The 26,069-nt window shown below is 66.6% G+C and carries 25 protein-coding genes; 10 read left to right on the forward strand and 15 right to left on the reverse strand.

Annotation, left to right across the window (positions count from 1 at the left end):
• The first annotated feature begins 97 nt into the window (after positions 1–97).
• The 4 genes from H9654_RS12775 (at position 98) to H9654_RS12790 (ending at position 4,436) form a co-directional block, all read left to right on the forward strand.
• Positions 98–1,192, forward strand: coding sequence for a tartrate dehydrogenase (locus H9654_RS12775; protein WP_191771143.1), 1,095 nt, complete (start codon positions 98–100; stop codon positions 1,190–1,192).
• Positions 1,193–1,409: 217 nt separating this feature from the next.
• On the forward strand, positions 1,410–1,925 hold the full coding sequence (locus H9654_RS12780; RefSeq protein WP_191771144.1) for a hypothetical protein: 516 nt from the start codon (positions 1,410–1,412) through the stop codon (positions 1,923–1,925).
• A gap of 238 nt (positions 1,926–2,163) precedes the next feature.
• Positions 2,164–2,562, forward strand: a complete 399-nt coding sequence (locus H9654_RS12785) for a hypothetical protein (protein ID WP_101099271.1) — start codon at positions 2,164–2,166, stop codon at positions 2,560–2,562.
• A gap of 86 nt (positions 2,563–2,648) precedes the next feature.
• Entirely contained in the window at positions 2,649–4,436 is a 1,788-nt protein-coding gene (locus H9654_RS12790; protein ID WP_191771145.1) for a peptidoglycan-binding protein, read from the forward strand.
• Positions 4,437–4,610: 174 nt separating this feature from the next.
• Here H9654_RS12790 and ubiK read toward each other — a convergent pair whose 3' ends face one another.
• Positions 4,611–4,865 carry a ubiquinone biosynthesis accessory factor UbiK gene (gene ubiK, locus H9654_RS12795; RefSeq protein WP_057508499.1) on the reverse strand — a complete coding sequence of 85 codons (255 nt, stop codon included), beginning with the start codon at positions 4,863–4,865 and terminating at the stop codon, positions 4,611–4,613.
• 137 nt (positions 4,866–5,002) lie between these two features.
• On the opposite strand from ubiK, the gene H9654_RS12800 reads away from it, so the two are divergent.
• Complete coding sequence (locus H9654_RS12800) at positions 5,003–5,341, forward strand: P-II family nitrogen regulator (RefSeq protein WP_042613243.1); 339 nt, start codon at positions 5,003–5,005, stop codon at positions 5,339–5,341.
• Between the two features lie 107 nt (positions 5,342–5,448).
• On the opposite strand, the gene H9654_RS12805 is transcribed toward H9654_RS12800, so the two are convergent.
• A complete protein-coding gene (locus H9654_RS12805; protein WP_191771146.1) occupies positions 5,449–6,114 on the reverse strand; it encodes an RIO1 family regulatory kinase/ATPase domain-containing protein in 666 nt (221 codons plus the stop codon).
• A 444-nt stretch (positions 6,115–6,558) separates the two neighbouring features.
• Between H9654_RS12805 and H9654_RS12810 the strand changes: the two genes are divergently transcribed.
• On the forward strand, positions 6,559–7,464 hold the full coding sequence (locus H9654_RS12810) for an aspartyl/asparaginyl beta-hydroxylase domain-containing protein (RefSeq protein ID WP_182656265.1): 906 nt from the start codon (positions 6,559–6,561) through the stop codon (positions 7,462–7,464).
• A gap of 21 nt (positions 7,465–7,485) precedes the next feature.
• Here H9654_RS12810 and H9654_RS12815 read toward each other — a convergent pair whose 3' ends face one another.
• From H9654_RS12815 to speE, 6 genes are all read right to left on the reverse strand, one after another.
• The gene (locus tag H9654_RS12815; protein WP_191771147.1) at positions 7,486–8,478 is read right to left on the reverse strand and encodes a PDR/VanB family oxidoreductase; all 993 of its coding nucleotides are present in this window, start codon (positions 8,476–8,478) and stop codon (positions 7,486–7,488) included.
• Positions 8,475–9,776: an aspartate aminotransferase type Ic gene (locus H9654_RS12820; RefSeq protein WP_191771148.1), complete on the reverse strand. Its 1,302-nt coding sequence runs from the start codon at positions 9,774–9,776 to the stop codon at positions 8,475–8,477. The genes H9654_RS12815 and H9654_RS12820 overlap by 4 nt, the downstream gene beginning before the upstream one ends.
• A gap of 1 nt (position 9,777) precedes the next feature.
• A complete protein-coding gene (locus H9654_RS12825) occupies positions 9,778–10,122 on the reverse strand; it encodes an AzlD domain-containing protein (protein ID WP_191771149.1) in 345 nt (114 codons plus the stop codon).
• Positions 10,119–10,820, reverse strand: coding sequence for an AzlC family ABC transporter permease (locus tag H9654_RS12830; RefSeq protein ID WP_191771150.1), 702 nt, complete (start codon positions 10,818–10,820; stop codon positions 10,119–10,121). The genes H9654_RS12825 and H9654_RS12830 overlap by 4 nt, the downstream gene beginning before the upstream one ends.
• Entirely contained in the window at positions 10,817–11,641 is an 825-nt protein-coding gene (locus H9654_RS12835) for a sugar phosphate isomerase/epimerase family protein (protein WP_225212046.1), read from the reverse strand. Before H9654_RS12835 ends, H9654_RS12830 begins: the two co-directional genes overlap by 4 nt.
• A 230-nt stretch (positions 11,642–11,871) precedes the next feature.
• A complete protein-coding gene (gene speE, locus H9654_RS12840) occupies positions 11,872–12,726 on the reverse strand; it encodes a polyamine aminopropyltransferase (RefSeq protein WP_191771152.1) in 855 nt (284 codons plus the stop codon).
• Positions 12,727–12,901: 175 nt separating this feature from the next.
• Between speE and speA the strand changes: the two genes are divergently transcribed.
• Entirely contained in the window at positions 12,902–14,791 is a 1,890-nt protein-coding gene (gene speA / locus H9654_RS12845; protein ID WP_191771153.1) for an arginine decarboxylase, read from the forward strand.
• A 70-nt stretch (positions 14,792–14,861) separates the two neighbouring features.
• Here speA and H9654_RS12850 read toward each other — a convergent pair whose 3' ends face one another.
• The 3 genes from H9654_RS12850 to H9654_RS12860 are packed head-to-tail and all read right to left on the reverse strand — an operon-like array spanning position 14,862 to position 17,153.
• Entirely contained in the window at positions 14,862–16,184 is a 1,323-nt protein-coding gene (locus H9654_RS12850; protein WP_191771154.1) for a sensor histidine kinase, read from the reverse strand.
• 10 nt (positions 16,185–16,194) lie between these two features.
• Positions 16,195–16,857 carry a response regulator transcription factor gene (locus tag H9654_RS12855; protein ID WP_191771155.1) on the reverse strand — a complete coding sequence of 221 codons (663 nt, stop codon included), beginning with the start codon at positions 16,855–16,857 and terminating at the stop codon, positions 16,195–16,197.
• A complete protein-coding gene (locus H9654_RS12860; protein WP_101099284.1) occupies positions 16,857–17,153 on the reverse strand; it encodes a PepSY domain-containing protein in 297 nt (98 codons plus the stop codon). Before H9654_RS12860 ends, H9654_RS12855 begins: the two co-directional genes overlap by 1 nt.
• Before the next feature lie 121 nt (positions 17,154–17,274).
• On the opposite strand from H9654_RS12860, the gene H9654_RS12865 reads away from it, so the two are divergent.
• Positions 17,275–17,724, forward strand: coding sequence for a PepSY domain-containing protein (locus H9654_RS12865; protein ID WP_101099285.1), 450 nt, complete (start codon positions 17,275–17,277; stop codon positions 17,722–17,724).
• Between the two features lie 69 nt (positions 17,725–17,793).
• On the opposite strand, the gene H9654_RS12870 is transcribed toward H9654_RS12865, so the two are convergent.
• The 3 genes from H9654_RS12870 to H9654_RS12880 form a co-directional block, all read right to left on the reverse strand.
• A complete protein-coding gene (locus H9654_RS12870; protein ID WP_191771156.1) occupies positions 17,794–18,309 on the reverse strand; it encodes a hypothetical protein in 516 nt (171 codons plus the stop codon).
• 231 nt (positions 18,310–18,540) lie between these two features.
• Positions 18,541–19,755, reverse strand: coding sequence for an NAD(P)/FAD-dependent oxidoreductase (locus H9654_RS12875; protein WP_191771157.1), 1,215 nt, complete (start codon positions 19,753–19,755; stop codon positions 18,541–18,543).
• 4 nt (positions 19,756–19,759) lie between these two features.
• On the reverse strand, positions 19,760–20,254 hold the full coding sequence (locus tag H9654_RS12880; RefSeq protein WP_101099351.1) for a lipocalin family protein: 495 nt from the start codon (positions 20,252–20,254) through the stop codon (positions 19,760–19,762).
• 164 nt (positions 20,255–20,418) lie between these two features.
• Between H9654_RS12880 and H9654_RS12885 the strand changes: the two genes are divergently transcribed.
• Together H9654_RS12885 and H9654_RS12890 are read left to right on the forward strand one after the other, a co-directional pair.
• Positions 20,419–20,667 carry a hypothetical protein gene (locus H9654_RS12885; RefSeq protein WP_182656257.1) on the forward strand — a complete coding sequence of 83 codons (249 nt, stop codon included), beginning with the start codon at positions 20,419–20,421 and terminating at the stop codon, positions 20,665–20,667.
• Positions 20,668–20,787: 120 nt separating this feature from the next.
• Complete coding sequence (locus H9654_RS12890) at positions 20,788–23,166, forward strand: DUF3772 domain-containing protein (protein WP_191771163.1); 2,379 nt, start codon at positions 20,788–20,790, stop codon at positions 23,164–23,166.
• Between the two features lie 536 nt (positions 23,167–23,702).
• Here H9654_RS12890 and H9654_RS12895 read toward each other — a convergent pair.
• A complete protein-coding gene (locus tag H9654_RS12895; protein WP_191771158.1) occupies positions 23,703–25,805 on the reverse strand; it encodes a phosphoglycerol transferase I in 2,103 nt (700 codons plus the stop codon).
• Between the last annotated feature and the right edge of the window lie 264 nt (positions 25,806–26,069).

Here is a 26,069-nt window from a genome sequence, read left to right on the forward strand (position 1 = left end):
GGGCGCCGGCCCGAACGGATGGTCACGCTCGCGCCGATAGTAATGCGATCCGTGAATGCCTAGCATCGGGAACACCCCTTTTCCCTGCGAGACCCCCATGACCCAGACCTTCAAGATTGCCGTCATCCCCGGCGATGGCATTGGCCAGGAGGTCATGCCCGAGGGCCTGCGTGTGCTGGACGCCGCTGCACGCCGCTTCCAGCTGGACCTGCAGTTCACCCACATCGACTGGGCCAGCTGCGGTTACTACCAGCAGCACGGTCAGATGATGCCCGACGACTGGAGAACGCAGTTGCAAGGCATGGATGCGATCTTCTTCGGCGCGGTGGGCTGGCCGGACACGGTGCCCGACCACGTCTCGTTGTGGGGCTCGCTGCTGAAATTCCGTCGCGAGTTCGACCAGTACATCAACCTGCGTCCGGTGCGCCTGTTTGAAGGCGTGCCGTGCCCGCTGGCAGGGCGCAAGCCGGGTGATATCGACTTCCTGGTGGTGCGCGAAAACACCGAAGGCGAGTACACCAACCTGGGCGGCGTCATGTACGCCGGCACCGAGCGCGAGATCGTCATCCAGGAAACGGTGATGAGCCGCCACGGCGCCGACCGCGTGCTGAAGTACGCCTATGAACTGGCGCAGTCGCGTGCGCGGCGGCACCTGACCGTGGCGACCAAGAGCAATGGCATCGCCATCAGCATGCCTTGGTGGGATGGCCGCGCCGATGCGGTCGGCGCGGCCTATCCGGAGGTCACCGTCGACAAGCAGCACATCGACATCCTCACCGCGCGTTTCGTGCTGCAGCCGCAGCGCTTCGACGTGGTGGTGGCGAGCAACCTGTTCGGCGACATCCTCTCCGATCTGGGCCCGGCCTGCACCGGCACGATCGGCCTGGCGCCGTCGGCCAACCTCAATCCGGAGCGCGATTTCCCGTCGCTGTTCGAGCCCGTGCATGGCTCGGCACCGGACATCTTCGGCAAGGGCATTGCCAACCCGATCGCGATGATCTGGTCGGGTGCGCTGATGCTGAAGTTCCTGGGTTGCGAGGAGGCGCACGACGCCATCATGGCGGCGATCGAGGACGTGCTGGCGCAGGGGCCGTTGACGCCGGATCTGGGCGGCAAGGCGACGACGGCGCAGCTGGGTGAGGCCGTGGCAAGGGCAGTGGCAGGCCAGCGCGAAGCGGCTTCCAGCTGCTGAGTCGTCGGCGTTTCAGCGTCGTGTGGGCGGGCCCCCACGCCGAGCCCTTGCGGACCCGACTGCAGGCCTGCGCCGTTCTACGCCGCGTTCAGTGTGCGTGAAAATGTGACCGAAAGCACGCCTTCACGACTGTCTAAATCGCTTAACAGATCTCCCGGTATGCTCCATGCACCCGCGCGCCGCCGTAGGCGCGCGAACGACCGATCAGGAGGATCCGTTGTCTCAATCACGCTCTCTCGCGCTGCTGGCGCTCTCGCTGGGCCTGGCCCTTACCGCGTGCAAACCCACCGAGCCGACGACGCCGGCAGGAACACAGCCGGCTACCCCGGCACCGGCCACTACTGCGGCAACCACCGCACCCACTGCGCCGGCTGATGCGGCCACGCAGTGCCCGCATGCCGACTTCAATACCTTCCTGGCGCATTTCGGCAACGACATCGCCCTGCAGGAGAAGTCCGTCGCCGACCCGCTGCTCACCGAATCCATCGATGCCAACGCCCAGCCCGAGCCGGCCAAGGTGACCAGGCAGGTGCCATTGGCGGAGGTGGAGTGGCCGGTGATTCCGGACCCGGCGGCGCTGTCGCGCCAAGGCCGCGAACTGCAGGTCACACCGCAGGCCGATGGCAGCGTGCAGGTGCTCATCCGCAAGCCGAACACCAGCGACCAGCAGATCTATACGTTCGCGCAGAAGCCGTGCTGGCAGCTGCAGAGCGTGGACGATCAATCGATCTGATGCCATTGGCGGCAGGGCCTGCTGACAGGCCCTGTCGCCGCTTCCCGGAGCACGACGCATGACGTCAAAGTTTGTCGCCCCTGCCCTGATGCTTTTGTTGGCCGCCTGCAGCGATCCGGCGGCTGAACCGTCCACGCCGGCCACCCCGGCTGCACCCGTTGCAGGTGCCACCGCTGCTCGCCCGGTGGCACCCGCCGCTGCTTCCACAACCCCCTCCACCCAGCAGGACGACACAGGAATGCACATCGAATGCCAGGGAACCCGCCTGACCGTGGCGGGGCTGCCTGACCAGGGCAATGACGCCCCGCCGCAGACGCGGCTGGATATCGAAAAGGACGGCCAGCGCCGCACCTTGGACAAGCCGGCCGAGATGACCGACTACACCGCCGTGGGCCTGGCCTGCGTGCAGGACAAGGACAACACGCCGTATTTCGTCGTGCAGTACGGCGAGCTGCCGTTCGGTTGCCAGTTCTGCGAATGGTTCTACCTGTATGACGCCGACGGCAAGCAGCTGACCCACAGCAACCCGCCGCTTCGTGGCGAGGCGCCCTCGCAGGAACCCAACAATGACGAGTATGAGCAGTGGTTGGCCAAGCTCGGCGTGACCCATCCGGAGGTGACCTACTTCAAACCCTGAAAGCGATAGAAAGCACGCTGCACCGTTACACCTGGAGCAACACCCCTTAAGGAAATTCCCTTTTTCATAGAATGGATCGCACCGCTATGCCTGACATCTACCAGAACATGATCCAGCCCCGCGGGGCCGGATACCGCAGTGATCAGATAAAACCCTATAGCCACTACCGCGAGCCTATCGATCAAACCGATGGTCGCTTGCACGGTGAATCGCGCCGTTGGGGCGATGCCTCGCCGGAAGTGCAGTCACGCGTGATCGATACGCTGATTGAATCTTCCCGCGAAGCCGGGCTTTCCCCGCGCGAGACCGCGCATGTGCTGGCCATCGCCCGCGTCGAATCTGGCTTCAATCCGGATGCTGCCGCCGGCACCACCTCCGCCTCCGGGCTGGGCCAGTTCATCGATGGCACCGGTAACGCCTACCAGCTCAACAACGGCAACCGCTTCGATGTGGAAGCGCAGTCCGATGCGCTGGTGCAGCACTTCATCGACAACCGCCAGCTGGCCCAGCGTCGTGGCCAGGGCGAGGAGTACATCTACAAGTACCACCACGACGGCCCGACCCGCGATTACGGTGGCCTGGGGCTGGCCGAAAGCAAGGTGATGCCGCGCCTTGCCGAGTACGAGCAGTTCGTCAAGGAGCGCCTGGCGCAGTCGCAGGGTCAGTCGCAGGGCCAGAGCCAGTCGCAGACGCAGACGCAGGCTTCGCCGGCGCAGACCGTGGGCGCGGCCGCCGCCGTGGCCGGTGGCGCAGTGGCTGGCGTTGCTGCCGCGCAGGCAGCGCAGCAGCAGACGGGATCGTTCCAGCACACCATGCAGGTGATGCTGCCGCCGCAGAACGGGATCAAGCCGCACATCACCGGGCATTACGGTGAGGAACGCGGTGCCAAGGACCACGGCGGTACCGACTTCAACTATGTCGGTGGCCAGACCGGGGTCAATCGGCAGCATCCCACGATCAACGCGCCGATCTCGGGCAAGGTGACCTTCGCCGGTGGCAGCTACGGCACGGTGAAGATCCTGGATGCGCAGGGCAACTCGCACGAGATCCTGCACATGAACAACGTGCAGGTGAAGGAAGGCCAGACCATCCAGGCCGGCCAGCCGATCGGCACGATGGGGGGACGCGGCCCGAATGGTGCCGATCAGTACGCCCAGCACGTGCACTACCAACTGAAGGACCCGGCCGGAAGGCTGCAGAGCCCGGAAGCGTTCTGGGACCAGCGCCGCGTGCAGGACGGTACCGCAGCCGGGCAGGGACGCGCCGAGGAGGCCTCATCGGTGCTGCGCCACGGCGCACGCAGCGAAGATGTGGCCAAGCTGCAGCAGGAACTGAACCGCCAGGGTATCCGCGATGCGAACGGCAACCGGCTGGCCGAAGACGGCCGCTTCGGTGACCACACGCGTGACGCGGTGACCGCTTACCAGCAGGCCAATGGCCTGAAGGCCGATGGCATTGCCGGACCGCAGACGCTGGGTCGGTTGAGTGAGGGTCGGCAGGCCACGCACGGGCATTCGCATGAGGCCCCGGTACGTGGACCGCAGCTGGGCGAGGCCGGGCATGCGGATACCCCGTTGCACGCGGCGATCCGTGGCCAGCTGCCGTCAGCGGTGTCCAACGACATGGCCGCGCACATCACCCACATGGCCAAGCAGGCCGGCATCGACAGCCCGGAGAAGCTGCAGGGCGTTGCGGTGCAGGATGGCAAGGCGTTCGTGATGGGCACCACGCCGGGCTTCCGCGCGATGGTGGACATGAGCCAGCCGGCACCTGCAGCCGAGCAGACCAGTGCCACGCTGCTGGGCGAGCGGATGAGTGCCCAGGTGCAGCAGGGCCAGGAAGAGCAGCAGCGCGCTGCGGTGGCGATGCGCTGAGGCGCGATTCCACCGGTGGGAGTCTGGTGGGAATCCGGTGGGTGACGACCGTTGGTCGTCACCTGCTGGGCGGAAAAGCGTGACGACCAACGGTCGTCACCCACCGAAGCAAGCTGCGCACCCACCGAAGGGCTGGTCCGCCCACCGAAGCAGGGCGGCCCACCTACCGCTATGTCACTCGGCCGGGGGCTGCGGCTTTTCCATCGCGGCGACCACCTGTTCGAGTGCATCAAGCTTCTCGCGCGTGCGCAGCAGCACCGCGCGCTGGACGTCGAACTCCTCCCGGGTGACCAGGTCCAGCTTGGACAGGCCGGCCTGCAGGGCGCTCTTGAAGGTGGACTGCAGCTCTTCGCGCGATTGGCGCAGCCCCGGCGGCACCAGGTCGCTGAGGCGGCGGGCGAGGTCATCCAGCTGGTTGAGGTCGATCATGGGGGCTCCTGGGGCTGCCGCGTGGCCGCCACCGCAGGCGGGCGCCACGTGCATAACGAATGAGGGATGCCAAGGATACTCTCGCCACTGCAGGCGCACAGGCGCTATCCTCGCGGCCGAGTACAGGAGGATCCACGATGAAGATGGTCATGGCGGTGATCAAGCCGTTCAAGCTCGATGACGTGCGCGAAGCGCTGGCCGAGCGCGGGGTCACCGGGATCACGGTGACCGAGGTGAAAGGCTTCGGGCGGCAGAAGGGCCACACCGAGCTGTACCGCGGCGCCGAATACGTGGTGGACTTCCTGCCCAAGGTGAAGCTGGAAGTCGCCGTTACCGACGATCAGGTGGAGAGCGTGGTCGAATCGATCGTCAAGGCGGCCGGCACCGGCAAGATCGGCGACGGCAAGGTATTCGTGTACGAGCTGGGCAGCGTGGTGCGCATCCGTACTGGCGAACTGGACGCAGACGCGCTGTAACGCCCGCTGATCGGTAGCGCCGAGCCGTGCTCTGTCTGGTAGCGCCGAGCCATGCTCGGCGGGCGCAGCAGCGCGTCAGCAGTCCGCCGAGCATGGCTCGGCGCTACCTAACCAACCCGTTTTGCCCACGCGTAGAAGCGCTTCCAGCCCTGGCGGATGGCGGCCACCCAGCCCGGGTCGGCCACGCGCGCGGCCAGCGCGTCGCTGGGCCGCTGGCCGGTCAGGCGCTGGCGCATCTTCACCAGGTTCTTCAGGTCGCTGCGGCTCAGCTGGCGGCTGATCGGGTTACGCCGCAGCCAGCGCGGCGTGCGCCAGGCCGAGGTGAAATCCAGCAGCACCGGCACCCCTCCGCTGACCACCACGTTGGTGCCATGCAGGTCGTTGTGGGTGATGCCGGCGGCATGCAGGCGGTCCAGCGCCTGCTGCAGTTGTTCGAACACCTCACCGCCCACCGCCTGCGCGGTACTCAGGGTCTGCCCGGGAATGAACTCCATGCCCAGCGCGAGGCCGCCGATGGTGCCCAGCAGGGCGGGGGCATGTTTCCAGCCGTTCAGGCGCTGCAACATGTGGGCTTCGTGATGCACCAGCACGCGCGCGAGCAGGGACAGCGGCGTGCCCCGATAGCGCGTGTAGTCCTTCACCACGGCCGGCTGTCCGTCCATGCAGGTGCGATAGACGTCCGGTTCGAGGAAACGTTCGCCGCGCTTGAGCAGCAGCGGCATCGCGGCGTCGTCGCCGCAGATCGGAGAGGGGGAAGTAACAGGGGTGTCCATGACGTTCTCTGACAGCCCGGTGGGTGGCGCAGAGCGTCAAGCGAACCGGTGGAAGGGCATTAGCGGAGCCGCTAATTTTAGTACCCGCCAGTTCTCTATTGAATAATTGTGACGGGTTCGGCAGCGCAACAGTGCGTCATGCCACTCGGACAATCTTGTCTCATTTGTTTTTTGTTCGTTATCCATCAACAAGTTGCGCCTTGGGCGGCGGTCGCTTCAAGCCAAACCGGACATGAATGCGGACGTGGCAGTCGCCCGTGCAACGCTGCCAACGCCCTGCGGCGCTTGACCGGCGTCGCCCAGCTGCCGACCATTGCGCGTTCCCTGCGCGCCTGGTCGGACCGCCTGGTCGGCACGTCCCCCGTCCCCGTGCGTTACCGGCGCGGCTGCATGCGCGCCCGTTCCCTGCCCACCTGCGTCCGGCCCCCGCCGGAGGAATCATCAATGATCAAGATCGTGCTGGCCGTGCTGTTCATCGCCTGCGTGTTGTACATCCATTATCGCGGCAAGGTCCGCGCGCGCTGGTCGCGCCAGTTGCTGGACCACTCCAGCTTCATGGCGCCGATCAACGTGGTCATGTATCTGTTTTCGAAGGTGCCGACCACGCCGTTCCTGGATCCGGGCAAGGAGTTCCCGCAGTTGGAACCGCTGCGGCAGAACTGGACCGTGATCCGCGACGAGGCGCTGGCGCTGCGCGATGCGCAGAAGATCGCCGCCTCAAGCAGCTTCAACGATGCCGGCTTCAATTCGTTCTTCCGCCGTGGTTGGAAGCGCTTCTACCTGCGCTGGTACGGCCCGTCGCATCCATCGGCCAAGCAGTTCTGCCCGCAGACCGTGGCGCTGATCGAGTCGATCCCGGACGTGCGCGCGGCGATGTTCGCCCAGCTTCCGCCGGGCAGCGAGCTGCGCCCGCACCGCGATCCGTTCGCCGGTTCGCTGCGGCTGCACCTGGGGCTGAGCACACCCAACGATGACCGCTGCTACATCGAGGTGGATGGCGTGCGGAAGAGCTGGCGCGATGGCGAATGGATGATGTTCGACGAGACCTACATCCACCACGCGCACAACGAGACCGAGCAGGACCGCGTGATCCTGTTCTGCGATATCGCCCGTCCGCTGCGTTTCGGCCTGCCTGGCCTGTTCAACCGGGCGGTGGCGTCCACGCTGCTGGCCGGTGGCGCCTCGCCGAACCTGCCGGGCGACCCGACCGGTGGGGTGAACAAGGCGTTCGGCGGCGTCTACAAGGTGCGGCTGAAGGCCAAGGCGCTGCGTGCGCGCAGTGCGTTCGCCTACCACGCGATCAAGTGGGGTCTGGTGGTGGCGGTCATCGCGGGCATCTGGGCGATCTGACGCTGGCTGGTCCGGGCCGGGCTAGATGTCCAGCTCCAGCTGCGTTCCACGGCAACCGGACACACAGGGCAGCATCAGTGATGAATGCTGTCGTTCGTGCTCGCTCAGGATGCCATCGCGGTGGTCGACCTCGCCGCTGACCACCCGGGTGGCGCAGCTGCCGCAGACGCCTTGGTGGCAGCCATTGGGAATGGCGACGCCGCTGCGCAGCAGGAAGTCCAACAGGCTTCCCTGGCCATCGTAATGGAGCCGCGTACGCGAGTGCGCCAGCACCACGTCGTAGCCCCTGGGGGGCAGGCTGCCGGGCAGGCGCGAAGAAGCGCTGAAGCGTTCCACATGGGCACGCGTGATGCCAAGCCGCCTACAGGCCAGCCCAAACGCGTCGAGCATCGGCCCCGGCCCACAGCAGTAGAAATGCGTAGCAGGCGGATGCGCCGCGAGCAGTGGCAGCAGATCGGGCGGGCCCCCACATTCATCGTCGAACAGGCAGGTGAGCGCGTTTCCCAACGGGGTGAGGTCCTGCAGGAAGACCGCGTCCTGCCGCGAACGCGCGCTGTAGTACAGATGCAGCGGACGCTGCCGTGCGGCAAGATGCCGGGCCATGCACAGCAGCGGGGTAATGCCGATGCCGCCGGCGATGAGCACGCTGTTTTCTGCCGGCTCATGCAACGGGAACGCATTGCGCGGCAATGAGGCCTGCAGGGAATCGCCCTCGCGCAGTTGCGTATGCAGGTAGTGCGATCCGCCCCGTCCCTCGGCAGCCAGCAGGATGCCCAACTGGTAACAGCGGGCATGCTCAGGCGCATTCATCAGCGAATAGCTGCGCACCCGCGCATCCGGAAGCGCCAGGTCGACATGCGCGCCCGCGGTGAATCCTGCCAGCGGAAGGGCGGTGGCGGGAACGAGCTCGATCACGATGACGCGGCTGCTGCGACGCTGCAGGCGGTTCACGAACGTGGATTGCCACGCGGCCTGCGGTAATGCCGTGGTGGTGTCGGAAAGGGGGGCGTTCACGGGACCCCCTTCAGCGTGTTTGAGGCATCACGGCCTGGAGCGCTGGACAGTTCCGCGCAGGCGAGCAACACGCACCCTGCGATGATGGCGGCGGCCTGAGCTGCGTCGGAAGGTGAAAGGCGTGACGGCGCAATGCGCAGGCACCGGTCGCGGGCATCGGTGCCGCTGCAGTGGGTTGTTCCCGCCGGCAGGATCGCCACGCCGGCCTCAGCGGCCAGGCGGACGACGCGGCGGGCGCAACCGGGCGGTACCCAGAGGGTGATGAAGTAGCCGCCGGATGGCCGGCTCCAGTGCACGTCCTGCAGCGCTGAAAGCCGCCGCGCGAAAACCTTCAGGACCTGCGCGAACCGCTGCTGGAGCATGTGGCCGTGCTGCTGCATGTGGCGGGAAACCCCGGCTGCGTCGCCGAAGAAACGCAGATGCCGCACCTGGTTCACCTTGTCCGGCCCGATGGTGCACGCCCGCTGCGCCGCCAGCCACCAGTCCAGCAGGCGCGCACTGCCTCCCAACAGGGCAATACCGGCGCCGGGGATGGTCATCTTCGAGGTGGAACCGAACAGCAGCGCGCGATCCGGATTGCCGGCCGTCGCGCAGGCGTCGTACAGGCCGGGCGGCGCCGACGCCTGCGGAGCGAAGTCATGGACGGCATAGGCGTTGTCGCAGAACAGCGTGAAGTCCGCTGCTGCTGTCTTCATCGTTGCCAGCCGGCGCAGCACCTCCTCGCTATAGGTGGCGCCGCAGGGGTTGGAGTGCCGTGGCACGCACCACATCCCGCGGATCAGCGGATCCTGGGCCACCTGTCTCTCCACCTGGTCCATGTCAGGACCATCGACGCCTATCGGTACCGGCACCATCGTTATGCCATGGTCGCGGCATATGGCGAAATGGCGGTCGTACCCCGGAACCGGGCAGAGGAAGCGGATTTGCCTGGCCGCTGCCCACGGGGCGTGGCCGGGCAGGCCAGTACGCCACGCCAACCCGATGGCGGCGTGCATCAGCGCCAGGCTGCTGTTGCCGCCCACTGCGGCCTGAGCGGCCGGCACGCCGAGCAGCAACGGTGCGAGCAGGGCCCGTAGCTGGGGAATTCCCTGTTGGCCGCCGTAGTTGAGCCAATCCTGGCCGTCCTCGCTGTCAAACGGCGCCGGCCCCGGCAGCGACAACATCGCGTGCGACAGCGCGATCTGCTCGGCAGAGGGCAGCCCACGGGTCATGTCCACCGCCAACGGGGCGTCCCGGCAGGCGGCATGCCATGCCTGCAGTTCTCCGAGGTCATCGGAGGGAAGGGCGGGGCCGGTCATCTCAGCCGACTCCCAGCAGCAAGGCCGCCGCGTAGAGTGCGGTGCAGGCCATCAGGGGGCGGAACACACTGCGCAGCCATGACGCCAGGCCGCCGGCGAGGATGACGATTGCCAGCTTCAACAGCGCGTCGGCATCGTGCAGATGCGCCACAGGCCGCGTAAAGAAGGATTCGCCGAACAGGGCCAGGTAGATCACGCTGCCCATCACCGCCGAGGCCGCATGCTGCAGCAACCGGGCCACCGGGCTTTCCGAGGAGAGGGTCAGTCGCCGGAACACCAGCAGCGGGATGGAACGCATGAGGTAGGACGCGGCGGCAGCGGTGCCGATCAGGAGCCAGCCGTTCATGGCGCAGCCCTCTGTGAGCGGTTATCCATCGCACATAGCAGAACGGCAATGCCGAGCGGAACCACCAGCACATGCAGGCTTCCCAGTAGCCCGCCTATCAACGGAGTGAGCACGAAGCCGGCCACGGTCGCCTGCAGTGCCCGGTTTCCACCGGCAGCGTGGCAGGCCAGCGCGGTGAAGTGCACCGGCAGGATGATCGTGACGAGCTGCGCTACCAGCGCTGACGGGGTCGCGCCGATGAGGTGGCCGGCTGCGGTGGCCGCGATGGCGCAGCCCAGCGTCGTGGTGCCGCACCCGAGGTAGTAGGCGTACACATCGCCGGGCCCTTTGCCGCATCGGCTGGAAAGCGTGAAGGTGGAAATGGACAGCAGTTGTGCCGACAGCAGCGACCGCCCCAGGCTGACATGCTGGAACTGCTCGGCGAGCACCGAGGACATGATGACGAAGCGGAAATTGACCAGCACCGTGGCCGCCAGCAGGGCGACCAGCCCCAGCGTGTCCGACTGCTGGACGATCAGGGCCTGCAGTGGGGCGGCATGGACGGTCAGGGTCATGACGGTAGCCTGCAACAGTGAAAATCCCGCTTTGCTGGCCAGCGCGCCGATCGAGGAAAACAGGAATCCGAAGGTAAGGCAGACGGGCAGGGAGTCGCGGCACCCCTGCAGGAAGCTGCTGCGCGCGGCTGGCGAGGCACTCATTCCACGCCTCCCTGATCGCCAACAGGGGGGCGCAGCCCATTGAGCAGTTTCACGCTTTCGGCGAGCGTGCCGCCACGGGTCTCAAACCCCACCACGCCCCGCCAGCGCGCGGCTGAGATGGCGGCTACCAGCGCACCGAAGGGCAGGTTGCCGGCGCCCAACGGCAAATGCGCGTCGCGATCCTGGTTGTTGTCACTGAAGGACATGCCGACGATGCGAGGGCGGAAGCGCCGGAACATCGCCACCGGGTCGCCGCCGTTGACGTAGGCGTGGGACACATCGAAGAAAAGATGCAGGCCGGGGACCTGTTCCAGCACCGTGGCGATTTCATCGGGGGTGGTGCAGATGTAATAGAAGGGATGGAAGCGGGTGTAGTTGCACAGGTTTTCCAGCCAGATCTGCACGCCGCGCGGTGCGGCATAGGCAACCAATGCGCGGAGGTTGGCGATCAGCTGGTGCAGCCCCGCCTGGCGCACGTCGGCAACCAGCCGTGGCTCCACCACCCCGCCGCCATGCACGATCAGTGGCGCGCCGCCCAGCCGGCTGCAGATATCGACTTCGCGGCAGGCATAGTGCAGCGCGGCGGTAGCCAGCGCCGGAACGTCGCTGCCGAGCGGAGATTTGAAATTGCCGTGGTAGATCGGCCGCATGCCGGTCTGCTGCATCAGTTCCAGCAGTGTTTCCAGGCGCTCTGGTGGGAAATCTTCCGGGCGTTCGCCGTGCAGGCTTCCGTCCACGTACCAGTGGCTGTAACCCTGTTGCAAGGCGCGCGCGAGGCCCGACTCGGCGTCCAGGTAGTCCTGCTGGGCGGCCGCGGCCATGAAGTCCGGCCATGACGCGGCGGAAGAAGGGGGAAACGCTGCGTAATCGGAAACCGGGCTGCCCATGGTCGACGCTCGCTGCAGGATGTGCAGCTACTCTGCGCGGGGCAGAACGCGTCGTATGTCGGTCAATAACGTCCCCGGCGGTGGCGGTTTGCCGGTGTGCGCGGTAAGTTGGCCGCTGCTGCGATAGGGCCGAGGTCGCTCGGCCCTATCCACCCTCGATCCGATCAGCCCTTCAGCGCGGCCTGCACGAACGGCGGCGTCACCAGCACGCCGGTATGCAGCGCGGCGGTGTAATACAGCGTGTCAAAGCCCTTTGCAGCGGCGTCGGACTGGCGGAAATCAAACCCGCTTTCGCCCTTGCGCGCCAGCGTCACGCTCCACCAGCCCGTGGGGTAGCACGGCTGCGGGAACGGCAACGTCTTGAACGAACCGAAGCCGGCCTTGCCCATCTCGGTGCGCATTTCGTTGATCAGTTCCAGCTGCATCAGCGGCGATTCGGACTGCTGCACCAGGATGCCGTCGTCCTTCAAGGCCTTGAAGCAGCTCTCGTAGAAGGCCTTGTTGAACAGGCCTTCGCCAGGGCCGACCGGGTCGGTCGAATCGACGATCACCACGTCCACGCTGCCGGCCGGGCAGTTGGCCATGTAGGCCACGCCGTCGTCGAACATCAGTTCGGCGCGCGGGTCATCGTTGGAATCGCACAGTTCCGGGAAGTGCTTGCGCGCCATCACCGTGACCTGCTCGTCGATATCGCACTGGGTCACGCTCTCCACGTTCTTGTGCTTGAGCACCTCGCGCAGGGTGCCGCAGTCACCGCCGCCGATGATGACCACGCGCTTGGGCGCGGCGTGGGTGAACAGCACCGGGTGGCTGATCATCTCGTGGTAGAAGAAGTTGTCCTTGCTGGTCAACATGATGGCGCCATCGATGGTCATCAGGTTGCCCCAGTCGGTGGTCTGGAAGATCTCGATCTTCTGGAACGGCGACTGCACTTCGTCCAGCTTGCCGGTGATGCGGTAGCCGATGGCCGAGCCAGTGCGCTCGAAGTGTTCGATATACCAGTTGCTGTTGTCAGTCATGGAGGAGCAATCCTTTTCGGAGGATGGGACGCCGGGCTGGCGGAAGCGGGGCCGCAGGGCGGCCCGCCCGTTCAGGTCCAGGCAGCGACCACGGGCGCGGGCGCGCATGATAACGAACCCTTCGTCGATCAGGGGTTATCATGCACCCCCTTTTTTACCAACCAGGCCGACTTCAATGACCGATTGGTCCCTCGACCAAGCCCGCAAGACCTACTCGATCCCGCATTGGGCGGACGGTTACTTCGACGTGGATCAGGCCGGGCACATGGTGGTGAGGCCGACCGGGGCCGATGGCCCGGTGGTTTCGCTGCCCGACGTGGTCGATGCGGCGCGCGCCAACGGGGCCAAACTGCCCCTGCTGGTGCGCTTCCCGGACATCCTGGGCCAGCGCCTGGGCAAGCTGCAGGCCGCCTTCGCGCAGGCCCAGGCCGATTGGGAGTACCCGGGCGGCTACACCGCCGTGTACCCGATCAAGGTCAACCAGCATCGCGGCGTGGCCGGCACCCTGGCCAGCCACCACGGCGAAGGCTTCGGCCTGGAAGCGGGCAGCAAGCCGGAACTGATGGCCGTGCTGGCGCTGTCGCGCCCGGGCGGGCTGATCGTCTGCAATGGCTACAAGGACCGCGAGTACATCCGCCTGGCGCTGATCGGCCGCAAGCTGGGCCTGCAGACCTACATCGTCATCGAGAAGCCGTCCGAGCTGAAGCTGGTGCTGGAAGAATCCAAGGCGCTGGACGTGAAGCCGGGCCTGGGTGTGCGCATGCGGCTGGCCTCGCTGGGCGCGGGCAAGTGGCAGAACAGCGGCGGCGACAAGGCCAAGTTCGGCCTGTCCCCGCGCCAGCTGCTGGACCTGTGGAAGTCGCTGCGTGACACCGAATACGCCGACTGCCTGAGCCTGCTGCACTTCCACATGGGTTCGCAGATCTCCAACGTGCGTGACATCGCCAACGGCATGCGCGAAGCCACCCGCTACTACGTGGAAATGTCGCAGCTTGGCGCGAAGATCACCCACGTCGACGTGGGCGGTGGCTTGGGCGTGGATTACGAAGGCACCCGTTCGCGCAGCTTCTGCTCGATCAATTACGGGCTCAATTCGTATGCCAGCAGCATCGTGCAGCCGCTGGCCGATGCCTGCAAGGAACACGGCTTGAAGCCGCCGCGCATCGTCACCGAGTGCGGCCGCGCGATGACCGCCCACCACGCGGTGCTGATCGCCAACGTGTCCGAGGTGGAACAGGCGATGGAAGGCCGCGTGCCGGACCAGCACGACGACGAGCCGGCATCGATCCGCCACCTGCGCGAGATCCATTCCGAACTGGGCCAGCGCCCGGCAATCGAGCTGTTCCAGGAAGCCCAGCATTTCCATGCCGAAGGCCTGTCCAGCTATGCGCTGGGCCAGATCGACCTGCCGCAGCGCGCGCGCATCGACGACCTGTTCTATGCCATCGCCCATGCCGTGCGTGCACGCCTGAGCTTCGACGAAAAGAGCCATCGGCCGGTGCTGGACGAGCTCAACGAGCGGCTGGTGGACAAGTACTTCGTCAACTTCAGCGTGTTCGAATCGATCCCGGACGTGTGGGCGATCGACCAGGTGTTCCCGATCGTGCCGATCGAGCGACTGGACGAGCAGCCGGACCGGCGCGGCATCATCGCCGACATGACCTGCGATTCGGACGGCATGGTGGAAACCTATGTCGGCAACGAGAGCCTGGACAGTTCGCTGCCGCTGCATGCGCTGCGTTCCGGTGAAAGTTACCGGATCGGGTTCTTCATGGTCGGTGCGTACCAGGAGATCCTGGGCGACATCCACAACCTGTTCGGCGATACCGATGCGGTGGAAGTCCGTGCCGGCGCGGAGGGCTATGCAATCACCCAGCAGCGCCGTGGTGACACCACCGATGTGATGCTGGACTACGTGGGCTACAGCCTGGCCGAACTGCGCGCGACCTACGCCGAGCGCGTGGCCGCGGCAGGCCTTGGCGCCGAGCGCGCGAAGGAGTTGTCCGAGGCGTTGGAAGCCGGTTTGACCGGTTACACGTACCTGTCCGACGAACCGCTGATGTAAGCGGGGGACCCGGTAGTAACGGCCGCTGGCCGTCATTGGTTGACGGCCAGCGGCCGTCACTACCGGCGGGTCAGCCCGCCGGCAGCCACAGGGTGGCGCGCAGGCCGGGTGAGGCGTTCTCCAGTTTCAGCTCGCCGGCATGACTGGCGGCGATGTCGCCGACGATTGCCAGGCCAAGGCCGCTGCTGTCTTCGCGCTGGTCCAGCCGCACGCCCCGCTGCAGCACGGTCTGCAGCTGTGATTCCTGCAGCCCTGGACCGTCATCGCGCACGTCGATGCGAAGCCGTTTCCCGTCCACCGAAGCACTGACCCGCACCTGCTGCACGGCCCACTTGCCGGCGTTGTCCAGCAGGTTGCCGAGCATTTCCTCCAGATCGGCGGCATCGCCGGCAAAGCGCAGTGCCGGATCGATGGTATCGCTGCTGAAGTGCACGCCGCGCCCACCGTGAACGCGGCCCATCAGGCGGCACAGCGACTGCACCACCGGGGCAACGTCGGCGCGCTGCCGGTGATCGACCGCCAGCCCTGCCGCCAGGTAGCGTTCGATGCTGGCCTGCATGTGCCCGCCCTGCGCGCGCACGGTCTGCTGCCAGTCGCCACCGGGATGTTCTGCTTCAGCGGCGAGCACGCTCAGCGGTGTCTTCAGCGCGTGGGCCAGGTCCTGTGCGCTGGTACGCGCCCGCGCCACCATGCGCTGGTGGTGGTCGAGCAGGGCATTGAGTTCCTCAGCCAGCGGCGCGATCTCCGTGCTCAAGCCGCGGGTATCCACCCGCTGGGCTTCGCCGCGGCGCACGCCTTCCACCTGTTGCCCCAGTTGCCGCAGCGGGCGCAGGCCGAAGTGGATCTGGCTGGCCAGCACCGCCAGCCAGACGGCGACCAGCACCGCCAGGGCCAACGCGCTGCGTTGCCGGAACTGCGCCACCTGGGCCTGCAGGTCGCTGCGATCAAGCGCCACGAGAACCTGCAGCGGCGCCTGTGCGCGCGGCAGGCGGACTTCGCGGGCCAGCACGCGCAGCGGCTGCTGCAGCGGACCGGTGATGTCGGCGGCAATGCCCCCGCTGCTTGCGGCCGGCGCGGTGAGGCTTTCATCCCACAATGAGCGCGACTGCAGCAGGGGCGTGCCATCGGCCGCGCCGACCTGCCAGTACGCACCGGAGAACACCCGCTGGAAGCGGGCTTCGTTGGGTTCCTGGCGCAGCACCACGCGCCCGTCCGGATTGACTTCGGCCTGTGCCAGCACGGTCAGCAGGTCCTGCTCCAGCGCCGCATCCAGGCTGTCACGCGCGGCACGTTCGAACAGATGGCCAAGCAACGCGGTGGCCAGCGCGGTGACCAGCAGCAGGCCCAGCCCGCCCGCCAGCAGCAGCCGGTTGCGCAGCGAGGCGCGCTTCATGGTGCCGCCCTCATGCGGGTGCCGTCAGCCGCCAGCCCTGCCCGCGCACGGTCTGGATCAGGTCGACGTCCAGCTTGCGCCGCACCCGCCCGAGCAGCACGTCCAGGGCATTGGAATCGGGATCGAAGCCGCTGTCGAACACGTGCTCACCCAGCCGCTCACGGCTGATCACCGTATCCACGTGGTGGATGAAATAACCGAGCAGACGGAATTCCTGCGGGCTGAGTGCCAGCTCGCTGCCGTGCAGGCTGAAGCGGCCCGCGTTGACGTCCAGCTGCAGCGGTCCGCACTGCAGGCGCGGAGTGGCATGGCCGGTGCTGCGGCGTATCAACGCGCGCAGGCGCAGCACCAGTTCGTCAGGCTGGAAGGGCTTGGTCAGGTAGTCGTCGGCGCCGGCATCGAATCCGGCCAGTTTGTCGTGCCAGCGCCCGCGTGCGGTCAGCACCAGCACCGGGAAGGTGCGGCCATTGCCGCGCCAGCGTTCGATGATGCTCAGGCCATCCAGGCCCGGCAGGCCGAGGTCCACGATGGCCGCCTGGACGTCTTCGACCTGGCCATGTTCTTCGGCCGCACGGCCATCGGCGAAGGCATCCACCACGAAGCCGGCCTGCTCCAGCAAGGGCCGCAGGCGTTGCGCCAGGTCGTGGTCATCTTCGGCCAGCAGGATCCGCATCAATCGTCCAGTTCGGTCTTCAGCAGCTTGCCGTTGCGCGCATCATAATCCAGCTCCACCACCACGCCGTCGGCGCGCAGGATCTCGACTTCGTACACGGCATCGTCCAGTTCCACTTCCAGCAGCGTGCCGGGATGGCGCCGCATGGCATCGCGCACCACGTCTTCCAGCGGTACGTAGCGGCCCTGTTCCACGGCACGCCGTGCGGTCTGCTGGGCATGGTCGTCGCCTGCCGCCACCGGCATGGCGGGCAGCAGCGCGAGCGCGATCACGACAAGGGTTTTCAACGGATACATGCGCCTATCAATAGCGCAGTGGACTAACCGTTGGCTAACAGCCCGGGCTAGGTGGCTGTTAGGTGGGCTGGGCAGACTGTGTTGGCCGGACCCGCTGCGGTCCATCTTTCCGGAGAACACCATGAACAAGCTGTCCCTGATTGCTGGCGCCACCGTTGCCGCCCTGCTGGGTACCACCGTGGCGGTCACCGCCCATGCCGCACCGCTGGGCCTGGCCCAGGTGGAACAGAAGCTGCGCGACGCCGGCTACAGCCGCATCCACGAGATCGAAAAGGATGACGGGCTGTGGGAAGCCGACGTGACCCGCGACGATGGTCGCTTCCGCGAAGTGTATGTGGACCCGAAGACCGGCGAGATCTTCGACGAGTTCGATGGTCGCACCCAGCTGAACATCGACCAGCTGCTGGCCAAGGCCAAGGAGCAGGGCCTGAAGGACATCCATTCGGTGGAGCGCGATGGTGCTACGTGGCAGCTGGAAGCACGCAACGCGCGCAACCAGAAGGTAGACGTGCGCCTGAGTGGGCATGATGGCCGCATCCTGGACAGCGAGCGCGACGGCTGGCTGGATTGACCCACGCGCCATGAAGCCCGGACCGGTAGCGCCGAGTCATGCCCGGCGAGCGCAGCGGTTGAACGCTGCTTACCAGCCGAACGGCGGCGGGCGATCCCAGTAGCCGGGGCCCGGACCATAGCCGCCGCCGAAGCCACCGCCATACGGACCATCCCAGGGACCGAAGAAACCCGGTCCCTTGCCTTCGCTGACGTGGATGTTGACGTTGACCCCGCGGGTCTTGCCCTCGTCAGTGGTGTAGTTCTTGCTCAGGTTCAGCGTGGCCGCGTTGTAGTGGCTGTTGCCGTAGCCTTCGGAGTAGCCGATGCCGGTGCTGACACTTCCCGAGACGCGCAGCTTGTCATCGGTGACCTCGGCGATGCCGTTATCGCTGCCGGCACGTGCGCGGGGGCCGCTCTTGTCGCCGTAATAGGTGCCTGGGGCGTCCTGCTGGAAGCTGGGATCGTTGAGATAGCGCAGCGGTTCGCTGGGCACGGCCAGGTTCAGGCCGGTGGCCGACTGCGGGCCGGTTGCGCCGGCAGCGCTCTGCGCAAGCACCGCCGAGGGGGCACAGGCCAGGCACAGCAGGATCAAGGGGCGGATCATGGCACGACGCTCCAGCAGCGGACGGGGCAGGGCAGGCGGGCCCTCATGGCGACGCTAGCAGCTGCTGGTTGAATGATGCCTGTCGTTGCGCTTGCAGGGTAGCGCCGAGCCATGCTCGGCGGGCAACAAAGGCGCCGCTGCGCTCGCCGAGCATGGCTCGGCGCTACCGGGCTTCGTGCCGGGCGGGAATACGTCATCGTGCCGGACGGCAGGACCTGCGTGGGTTGGCGATCAGCGTTCCAGCCTGCCGAAACCGAACAGCGATTGCAGCGGGTGGCGCCTGCGTTCGATGTTCGCGCGCAGCAGGCCTGCGCCGATCATCGAATAGGTGATCCCATTGCCGCCGTAGGCCATCGCGAACTGGACGCGGGGCCCCCACTGCGCATGCGGCCCGAAGAACGGCAGGCCGTCGGCGGTTTCAGCGAACGTGCCGCCCCATGCAAACGCCGATACCGGGTCCAGCGAGGGAAACCAGCGCTTCAGCCCCTTCATCAACTTGTCCGCCTTGCCATCCACGCGGCGGTCGCGGCGCGCCGGGACATCCACCGCATCGTCCAGTCCGCCCAGCAACAGTCGACCATCGCCGGTGCTGCGCAGGTAAAGATACGGCCGCGCGCTTTCCCAGACCATGGTGGTGGCCAGCGGCCCGAGTTCATCGGCGTGCAGTGGATCGGTGATCAGCGCGTAGCTGCTGCGGTTGCGCGCCACGCGCGTGTCCAGCCATCGCTGGTTGGCATACCCCTGCGCCAGCACCACGTGCCCGGCGCGTACCTGCATGCCGTCTTCGGTCCGTGCGGTGACGCCGCGCGCGGTGGGCTGCAGGGTATGCAGCACAGTCCGGTCGTGCACCTGTCCACCCCGCCGCTTCACGCGTTCCAGCAGCCGGTAGGTCAGGCAGTAGGGGTCCACCCGGGCGGCCTGGCGGGTCAGCAGCGCACCATCGCCGTCCATCCCCATGCGCTCGCGCAGGGCATCGCGATCCAGCCAGCGTGCGTCCAGTCCGTGTTGGCGGCGTGCGGCGCCTTCAGCCTGCAACACCGGCACGTGGCGGGTCTTGCTGGCGAGGTACACGCTGTCCATCTGCTTGAAGTCCACCCCGGACAGGCCGCGGGTGACGTGGCGCAGTTGTGGCAGCGCCTGCGCGCAGGCCTCGTAGGCCAATGCGGCATCGTCCTCGCCGTACTGGCGCGCCAGGTCGATCAGATGGGTATCGATCTCGTACTGCAGCAGGGCCGTGCTCGCCGCCGTGCTGCCCCAGCCGATATCGCGCTGTTCGATCACCGTCACTCCGTGCCCATGAGCGGACAGTTCATCGGCGATCAGTGCGCCGGTGATGCCGCCGCCGACCACCAGCACATCGCAGTGCAGGTCGGTTTCAAGCGGAGGGAAGGCCTGGATGAGCCCGTTGCGGACGGACCAGTACGGATAGCCGCTTTTGAGATCCATGGGGTCAGGCCGTCGGCTTGCCGGTGTGCGGGGTGTCGATCAGTTTGGACAGATCGAAGCCCTGCTGGCGGGCGCTGGCCAGATAATGGTCGCGAACGGTCTTGTCCAGGTGCGGGGTACGCGATAACAGCCACAGATACTGCCGGTCCGGACTGCCGACCAGCGACACGCTGTAATCCGGCGCGATCTGGATCACCCAGTAGTCGCCCTTGGTGAACGGCAGCCAGCGCAGGCCCTTGGGCAGGAAGCTGACCGCCAGCCGCGCGCTGTCGTTGTCCACGACGCTCGCCTCACCGATGGCTTCCTCGATCTCGCCGTCCATCCGGCAACGGTTGTGGACACGGATATTGCCGTTGTCCTGCAGGCTGTAATGCGCCGACACGTCGGTGCAGGCCTCGGGTTCGTGGCGCATCGGCAGCCGGGCGATTTCGTACCAGGTGCCGAGGTAGCGCGGCAGCTTGAGGTCGGGGACGGTTTTGAGGTCGTCGTGGGTGGTCATGTCGGTCTCGTCCCGGAAGCGGTAGGCCACCTTGCCGCGCCCGCCGCCACGGACAGGTGAAACCGTCTTGCCATGGCGTAGGCGCAACACTGCGTAGCGGCCGCCGGGTTTATCGGAAAGATGCGCGGGCCCATGCTGATGAACAGTGACAAGGAGTAATGCCGATGTACCAGGTGATCCTGTTGAAATCCGAATCCAGCTTCGTCCGCGCCAGCTGGGAGCAGGCCGAGGAGGTGGTCGAGCATGAGGGCGTGGCCTACACGTTGCGTGCCGGCCCCCGCCAGCCGCTGCCCACCGACCACGCCTGGGACCCGATCGTGGTGTATGCCCCGGAAGAGATTCCCGAAGAAGAGTTCCAGGAGTGGTATGCCGCCCAGCAGCCGCAGGTGGAGGAGCTGCGCCTGAAGTACTGATCCGATCCGCACCCGCCACGTCGTATAGTCCGCGCAGGCGCGGTGGTCCGCGCATGCCGGTATCGTGTTTTGTCTCTTTCCAGCCTGATTCCAAAGCGCGGTGCCCTCGTCGGCCTGCTGATGTTGCTGTTCCTGGCCGGCGCTCCGGTGCTGGCGCAGGAGCCGGCCGAACTGACACCTGACGCCCGGGTAGCCCGGGCCGAGGCCACGCTGAAGTCCGCGCGGGCTTCGCTGGAGGACGCCGAAACGCCTGACACGCTTGCCACCCTGAGCGAGCGGGCGAAGGCGGCCAAGGACGATGCGGACGCGGCCGCCAAGGCGCTGCAGCCGCAGCTGGACCAGCTCAACGAGCAGCTGGCACCACTGGGCGAGGTGGCCGAGGGCAGCACCGAAGCACGCGAAGTGGCGGTGCAGCGCACCAGCCTGACCAAACGGCGGAACAGCATCGACGGCACCCTCAAGCGGGCCGAGCTGGCGGTGGTCAACGCCAACCAGCTGGCGGCGGACATCGAAAAGCTGCGCGCCAGCCAGTTCAGCGAGGAGCTGGGCCGCAAGGTCGCCTCGCCGCTGTCGCCGGCCTTGTGGAGCCAGGTGGCCGCGACCGCGCCGGCCGATACCACGCGGGTGCTGGCGCTGTACCGGTTGGGCACCAATGCGGTACGCGATGCGTTGAAGCGTGAGGGCGGGGGCCTGCCGCTGCTGGGCCTTGGGGTATGCCTGATGCTGTTCTTCCCGGTGCGGCTGTGGCTGCGGGCGCTGGGGCGGCGTTATGCGGCCGCCGAGCACGCGCCGCAGGGTCGCCTGCGCCGGACCGGCCTTGCCGTCTGGTTGCTGGTGGTGGGCACGGTGATGCCCGGGTTGGCGGCCTGGGCGCTGGTGGCGGCGATGGACGCGGTGGGTGCCATCCCGCCGCGCCTGCAGACCGTTTCCAATTACTTCCTGGGGGCCACCTGCTTTGCGGCCTTCATCGTGGCCCTGAGTGCCTGCCTGCTGGCCCCCAAGCGGCCGTCGTGGCGCCTGCTGGACCTGGACGACACCGCAGCGCGCAACCTGCGCAAGTACGCGTGGAGCGCGGCGGCGGTGAGCTGGATCAGCATCATGCTGGCGGCGGTGGATCGTGCGGCGCGCACCAGCGAGATCAACACCATCGCGCTGGATGGTGTGATCGCGCTGATCTACCTGTGCCTGATCATGGCGATGCTGGTCACGCTGTCCCGGTTGCACCGGCGGCAGACCGCCGAGGCCGCCGAGCGCGCTGAAGCGCAGGCGGCCGATGCACGCGCCCGTGGCCCGGCCCACCGCAGTGGCTGGATCGTGCTGACCCGCGTGGCCGGCAACGTGGTGGTGGCTGCGGCGATCATCGCCTCGCTGTTCGGCTACCTCAATTTCGCCAAGTTCGTGACCTCGCAGCTGGTCTGGGGCGGCATCGTCGCGCTGACCACCAGCCTCCTGCTCAGGTTCGCCGATGATCTGTGCACCTGGATGCTGCATCCGGACAGCCGCATCGGCCGCACCGTGGTGCTGACCACCGGCCTGAGCGCAGCACAGGTGGAGCAGGCCGGCGTGCTGCTGTCGGCCTTCAGCCGCATCGTGCTGGTGCTGCTGGCGCTGCTGATCTTCACTGCTCCCTTCGGCAATGTCGGGTCGGTGCTGGGCAGCGTGGAGGCGCTGTCGAACGGCATACCGATCAGTCCAGAGATCACGCTGCGGCCTGGCAAGATTCTGCTGGCCATCGTGGTGCTGCTGGCCGGCCTGGCCTTGATGCAGGCGCTGCAGCGTTGGCTGATGGAGACCTATCTGCCGAAGACAGAACTGGATTCGGGTGCGCAGAACTCGATCAGTACCGTGGCCCGCTATCTGGGCATCATCCTTGCCGTGTTGTGGTCGCTGACCGCATTGGGCATCGGCTTCGGCCAGCTGGCGCTGGTGGTCAGCGCGTTGTCAGTAGGTATTGGTTTCGGCCTGCAGGCGATCACCCAGAACTTCGTCTCCGGCCTGATCCTGCTGGCCGAGCGGCCGGTGAAGATCGGCGACTGGGTGAAGATCGGCGACCAGGAAGGCGACATCCGCCGCATCAACGTGCGCTCCACGGAAATCACGGTGGGTGACAAGTCGACCTTGATCGTGCCGAACTCGGAGCTGATCACCAAGACCGTGCGCAACATGACCATGGGCAGCGCGCAGGGCCGGATCCAGATCCAGTTCACCCTGCCGTTGAACGCGGACGTGGCGGCGGTGAAGCAGGTGCTGCTGGAAGCCTACACGGCGCATTCCAGCGTGCTTTCCGACCCGGCGCCGTCGGTGTTCATCGACTCGATCAGCGGCGGTCAGGTGGCGATCAACAGCTTTGCCTACGTCTCCAGCCCGCGTCAGGTGTACGGCACGCGCAGCGACCTGTTCTTCAGCCTGCTGCAGGAGCTGGCGGCCAGAGGCATCGCGTTGTCCTCGCCGACGGACATCCACTTGGTGCGGGATCCTGACGCTCATGGGCGTGGCTGACAACAGCAACGTCAACAGCCGGAGGGCTATGTGTAGGCGGGGCGGGGTGGCCTGGCGGGGCACGGCAAGGGCCGCATCCATGCGGGCCTCGTTTCGCGCCATCCATGGCGCTTAACGACCCCGCCAACCCACCCCGCCCCGCCTTTGACATGTCCATGGTGGCCTTGGACATGCGGTTCTGGTGGCGCAGACCCATGTTCAGCGGATTCGTGGGGCAATGGGGTCCAATGGTCTCCGCCGACCATGGGTCGGCGCTACCAGGGCGCAGTGGCGTGTCGGGAGGAGGGAGCCCCTGAGTCAGGGGCGGCCGCGAAGCGGCGGGGTGTGGGTGCCAGTGAGATGGGGCCCGCGGTTTGCGCAGCGAAGCGTGGGAGCGACAGCGCGATTGCGATGGCGTGGACCCGCGCCATGGATGGCGCGAAACGAGGCCCGCAGGAGCGGCTTTTGCCGTCCCCCGACCAGCCCCACCGCCCGGCCGACCCTCAGGCGCGGCTATGAGCCAGCCACCCGCGAGGGGGTCTCACCCGTTCGACCCACTACCCACGCGGCCGCCGCGACGGCACCAGCGCAAACGTATCCACCGCCAGCTTCTCGGCATGGTTCAACCACGCCCGGATCTCCAGGTCATCCACCTCATGGTCCAACCCGAAGCTCAGGTTGATGCGGCCACTGGCATCGGGCTGCACCCATTGCTGGGCCAGCACCACCTGCCGCTGCGAGGACACCGCTTCGATCCAGAACCCGCGCTGCGGCTGCGTGCTCGCCACCAGTTCAAGCATGTACTGGCCGGCGCGCGTGCGGCGGCCCTTGTCGGTGATCATGTGCGCCTGGCGCACGCTGGGGCGCGGACCCTCGAAGGCGTCCAGCGCGGCATCGACCTGCACGCCGCCGCGCAGTTCGTCATCGCGGTACAGCTTGATGCCGTTCTCACGGTTGACCAGCAGCGCGCACCAGTCGCCATCGGCAGAACCGTCTTCAAAGGCGGTGCAACGGTCCACGTAAGCCAGCGTGCTGTCCTTGTCGGCCTCGTCGAACTGACGCGAGGTGTTCTCCAGGTAGACCGACTTCAGGGCCCAGTCCTTGTCGTACTCCAGCAGCACCGGCGGCTGCACGTGCTGCACGCCGACCACCACCTGGTTGCCCTCGTCGATGCGCAGCTCGCGGGTGGGTTCGCCCAGCCACAGCGAACGGGCGAAGGCCAGGTATTTGGGGTAGTCGCGGCCGTTGTCCTTGCGCGCAGCCACGCTGGCGCTGGCCGGACGCTGTGGATCCAGCAGCGAGCGGCCGAAGCCGATGCGCTGGATCGAAGGGTCCAGCAGGCTCAGCAGAGTCGCGCCGCTGTCCAGCGTGGTTGCGTCGTCCACCTGCAGCTGGCGCGGTTCAATGCCATTTCCCACGAACAGCAGCAGGTTCTCGCGCTCCTGCTTGGCCAGTACGTGGCTGAGGTCGTTGGGCATGGCCAGGTGATCGGACGACACCACGATCAACGTATCCTTGCCATACGGGCTGGCCTGGATGCGCGCGACCAGCTGGGAGATCAGGCGGTCGGTGCACTTGAGGGCATTGAGCAGGCCGATGTTGCCGTGCTTACTCTCATAGCGCTCGTTGCGGCACGACACCGGCAGGTGGCCCGCAGGATGATGCGTGTCCATGGTCAGCGTGGTCAGCATGAACGGCTCTTTGCCACGCGAGAGCTGCTCGAAGCGGCGATACGCGGTATCCAGCAGCACGTCGTCGTGCACGCCCCAGGCCGAGTAATGGATGCGACCGACCTTCTTCTGCTGCTTGAACCACGCCAGGTCATGCACCTCATCGAAACCGTGGCTGGCCAGGAACTGGCCCTTGCCGGCGAACTGCCCGTTGGCGCCACCCAGGTAATGATTGGTGTAACCCTGCTGCTTCAGGTAATCCCCCAGACACACTGCCTTGGGCAGGAAGCTGCCCATGCGGTCCATGCTGTTCTCATCGCCCTGGGCGGTGGTCAGCGGCACGCCGCACATCGAGGAAACCAGCCCGGCGATGGTCCAGCCGCTGCCTTCCGGTGAATCCAGCCCGCGCACGTCGAGCGAGCGCGCCGCCAGCTTGTTGAGGTTGGGCATCAGGCCGGGGAAGACCTTCTCGTCCAGATAAGTACGTTCCAGGCTTTCGCCGTAGATCCACACGATGTTGCGCGGACGCTGCAACGGCTGCGTGGGCACCTGGTACTCGGGCGCGATCCCGGCGAAATCGACCGGGCGCAGCTGGTAATACAGGCGCTGGCCATCGGCAAACAGAGGGCTGATGAATACCGCCAGCATCCACACACCGGCGAAGCCGACGAACAGTGCCCGTCCGTTGCCTGGGCGCTGCCAGCGCTTGATGCGCACCAGCGCCAACGGCAGCAGTGACACCAGCAGCAGCGCGATATAGCCGGCGATGACACGCTTGAAGTCGGAGACACCCGCGCCTTCCATGTCGGCGCCGAGGTGGTACAACGTGGCCGCATTCAGGCCGTCGCCGGACAGCTGGTCGATCACCCACCAGCTGCTCAGTGCGACCAGCAGGACCGAAAGCAGGCCGGCCTTCCACCACAACCACTTGCTGGAAACCAGCAACAGCCAGGCAAGCACGAACAGCGTAAGCAACAGAATCCAGAGCATGGGCGTATTCGGCAGTGACGGAGGTGGTGATGGACGTCGTACCGACGCGTGTCCATCCGACCGGAACTGCCAAGCACATCTGCATGACAGCCCGATGACCGGATCATGCCTGCACGAACCTGACTGAAATGTTTGTTGAAAACGACGACCGCCGCGATGCCGTCAGCTTTGTGCAGCACGCGTGAATGCGTAGTGTCGAGCTTGCTCGACAGCACGACCGTGTCGAACACAGCGTAGTGTCGAGCTTGCTCGACAGCACGACCG

The sequence above is a fragment of the Stenotrophomonas lacuserhaii genome, from assembly GCF_014836545.1.
GTDB classification, from domain to species: domain Bacteria; phylum Pseudomonadota; class Gammaproteobacteria; order Xanthomonadales; family Xanthomonadaceae; genus Stenotrophomonas; species Stenotrophomonas lacuserhaii.

Coding starts and splice junctions, on each gene's coding strand:
- H9654_RS12830 (WP_191771150.1), bottom strand. CDS start 10,820: ATGAGTGCCTCGCCAGCCGCGCGCAGCAGCTTCCTGCAGGGGTGCCGC.
- H9654_RS12785 (WP_101099271.1), top strand. CDS start 2,164: ATGCACATCGAATGCCAGGGAACCCGCCTGACCGTGGCGGGGCTGCCT.
- H9654_RS12855 (WP_191771155.1), bottom strand. CDS start 16,857: ATGCGGATCCTGCTGGCCGAAGATGACCACGACCTGGCGCAACGCCTG.
- H9654_RS12865 (WP_101099285.1), top strand. CDS start 17,275: ATGAACAAGCTGTCCCTGATTGCTGGCGCCACCGTTGCCGCCCTGCTG.
- H9654_RS12880 (WP_101099351.1), bottom strand. CDS start 20,254: ATGACCACCCACGACGACCTCAAAACCGTCCCCGACCTCAAGCTGCCG.
- H9654_RS12885 (WP_182656257.1), top strand. CDS start 20,419: ATGTACCAGGTGATCCTGTTGAAATCCGAATCCAGCTTCGTCCGCGCC.
- H9654_RS12825 (WP_191771149.1), bottom strand. CDS start 10,122: ATGAACGGCTGGCTCCTGATCGGCACCGCTGCCGCCGCGTCCTACCTC.
- H9654_RS12820 (WP_191771148.1), bottom strand. CDS start 9,776: ATGACCGGCCCCGCCCTTCCCTCCGATGACCTCGGAGAACTGCAGGCA.
- H9654_RS12835 (WP_225212046.1), bottom strand. CDS start 11,641: ATGGCCGCGGCCGCCCAGCAGGACTACCTGGACGCCGAGTCGGGCCTC.
- H9654_RS12810 (WP_182656265.1), top strand. CDS start 6,559: ATGATCAAGATCGTGCTGGCCGTGCTGTTCATCGCCTGCGTGTTGTAC.
- H9654_RS12805 (WP_191771146.1), bottom strand. CDS start 6,114: ATGGACACCCCTGTTACTTCCCCCTCTCCGATCTGCGGCGACGACGCC.
- H9654_RS12775 (WP_191771143.1), top strand. CDS start 98: ATGACCCAGACCTTCAAGATTGCCGTCATCCCCGGCGATGGCATTGGC.
- speE (WP_191771152.1), bottom strand. CDS start 12,726: ATGACTGACAACAGCAACTGGTATATCGAACACTTCGAGCGCACTGGC.
- H9654_RS12875 (WP_191771157.1), bottom strand. CDS start 19,755: ATGGATCTCAAAAGCGGCTATCCGTACTGGTCCGTCCGCAACGGGCTC.
- speA (WP_191771153.1), top strand. CDS start 12,902: ATGACCGATTGGTCCCTCGACCAAGCCCGCAAGACCTACTCGATCCCG.
- H9654_RS12800 (WP_042613243.1), top strand. CDS start 5,003: ATGAAGATGGTCATGGCGGTGATCAAGCCGTTCAAGCTCGATGACGTG.
- H9654_RS12890 (WP_191771163.1), top strand. CDS start 20,788: ATGTTGCTGTTCCTGGCCGGCGCTCCGGTGCTGGCGCAGGAGCCGGCC.
- H9654_RS12860 (WP_101099284.1), bottom strand. CDS start 17,153: ATGTATCCGTTGAAAACCCTTGTCGTGATCGCGCTCGCGCTGCTGCCC.
- H9654_RS12895 (WP_191771158.1), bottom strand. CDS start 25,805: ATGCTCTGGATTCTGTTGCTTACGCTGTTCGTGCTTGCCTGGCTGTTG.
- H9654_RS12870 (WP_191771156.1), bottom strand. CDS start 18,309: ATGATCCGCCCCTTGATCCTGCTGTGCCTGGCCTGTGCCCCCTCGGCG.
- H9654_RS12790 (WP_191771145.1), top strand. CDS start 2,649: ATGCCTGACATCTACCAGAACATGATCCAGCCCCGCGGGGCCGGATAC.
- ubiK (WP_057508499.1), bottom strand. CDS start 4,865: ATGATCGACCTCAACCAGCTGGATGACCTCGCCCGCCGCCTCAGCGAC.
- H9654_RS12850 (WP_191771154.1), bottom strand. CDS start 16,184: ATGAAGCGCGCCTCGCTGCGCAACCGGCTGCTGCTGGCGGGCGGGCTG.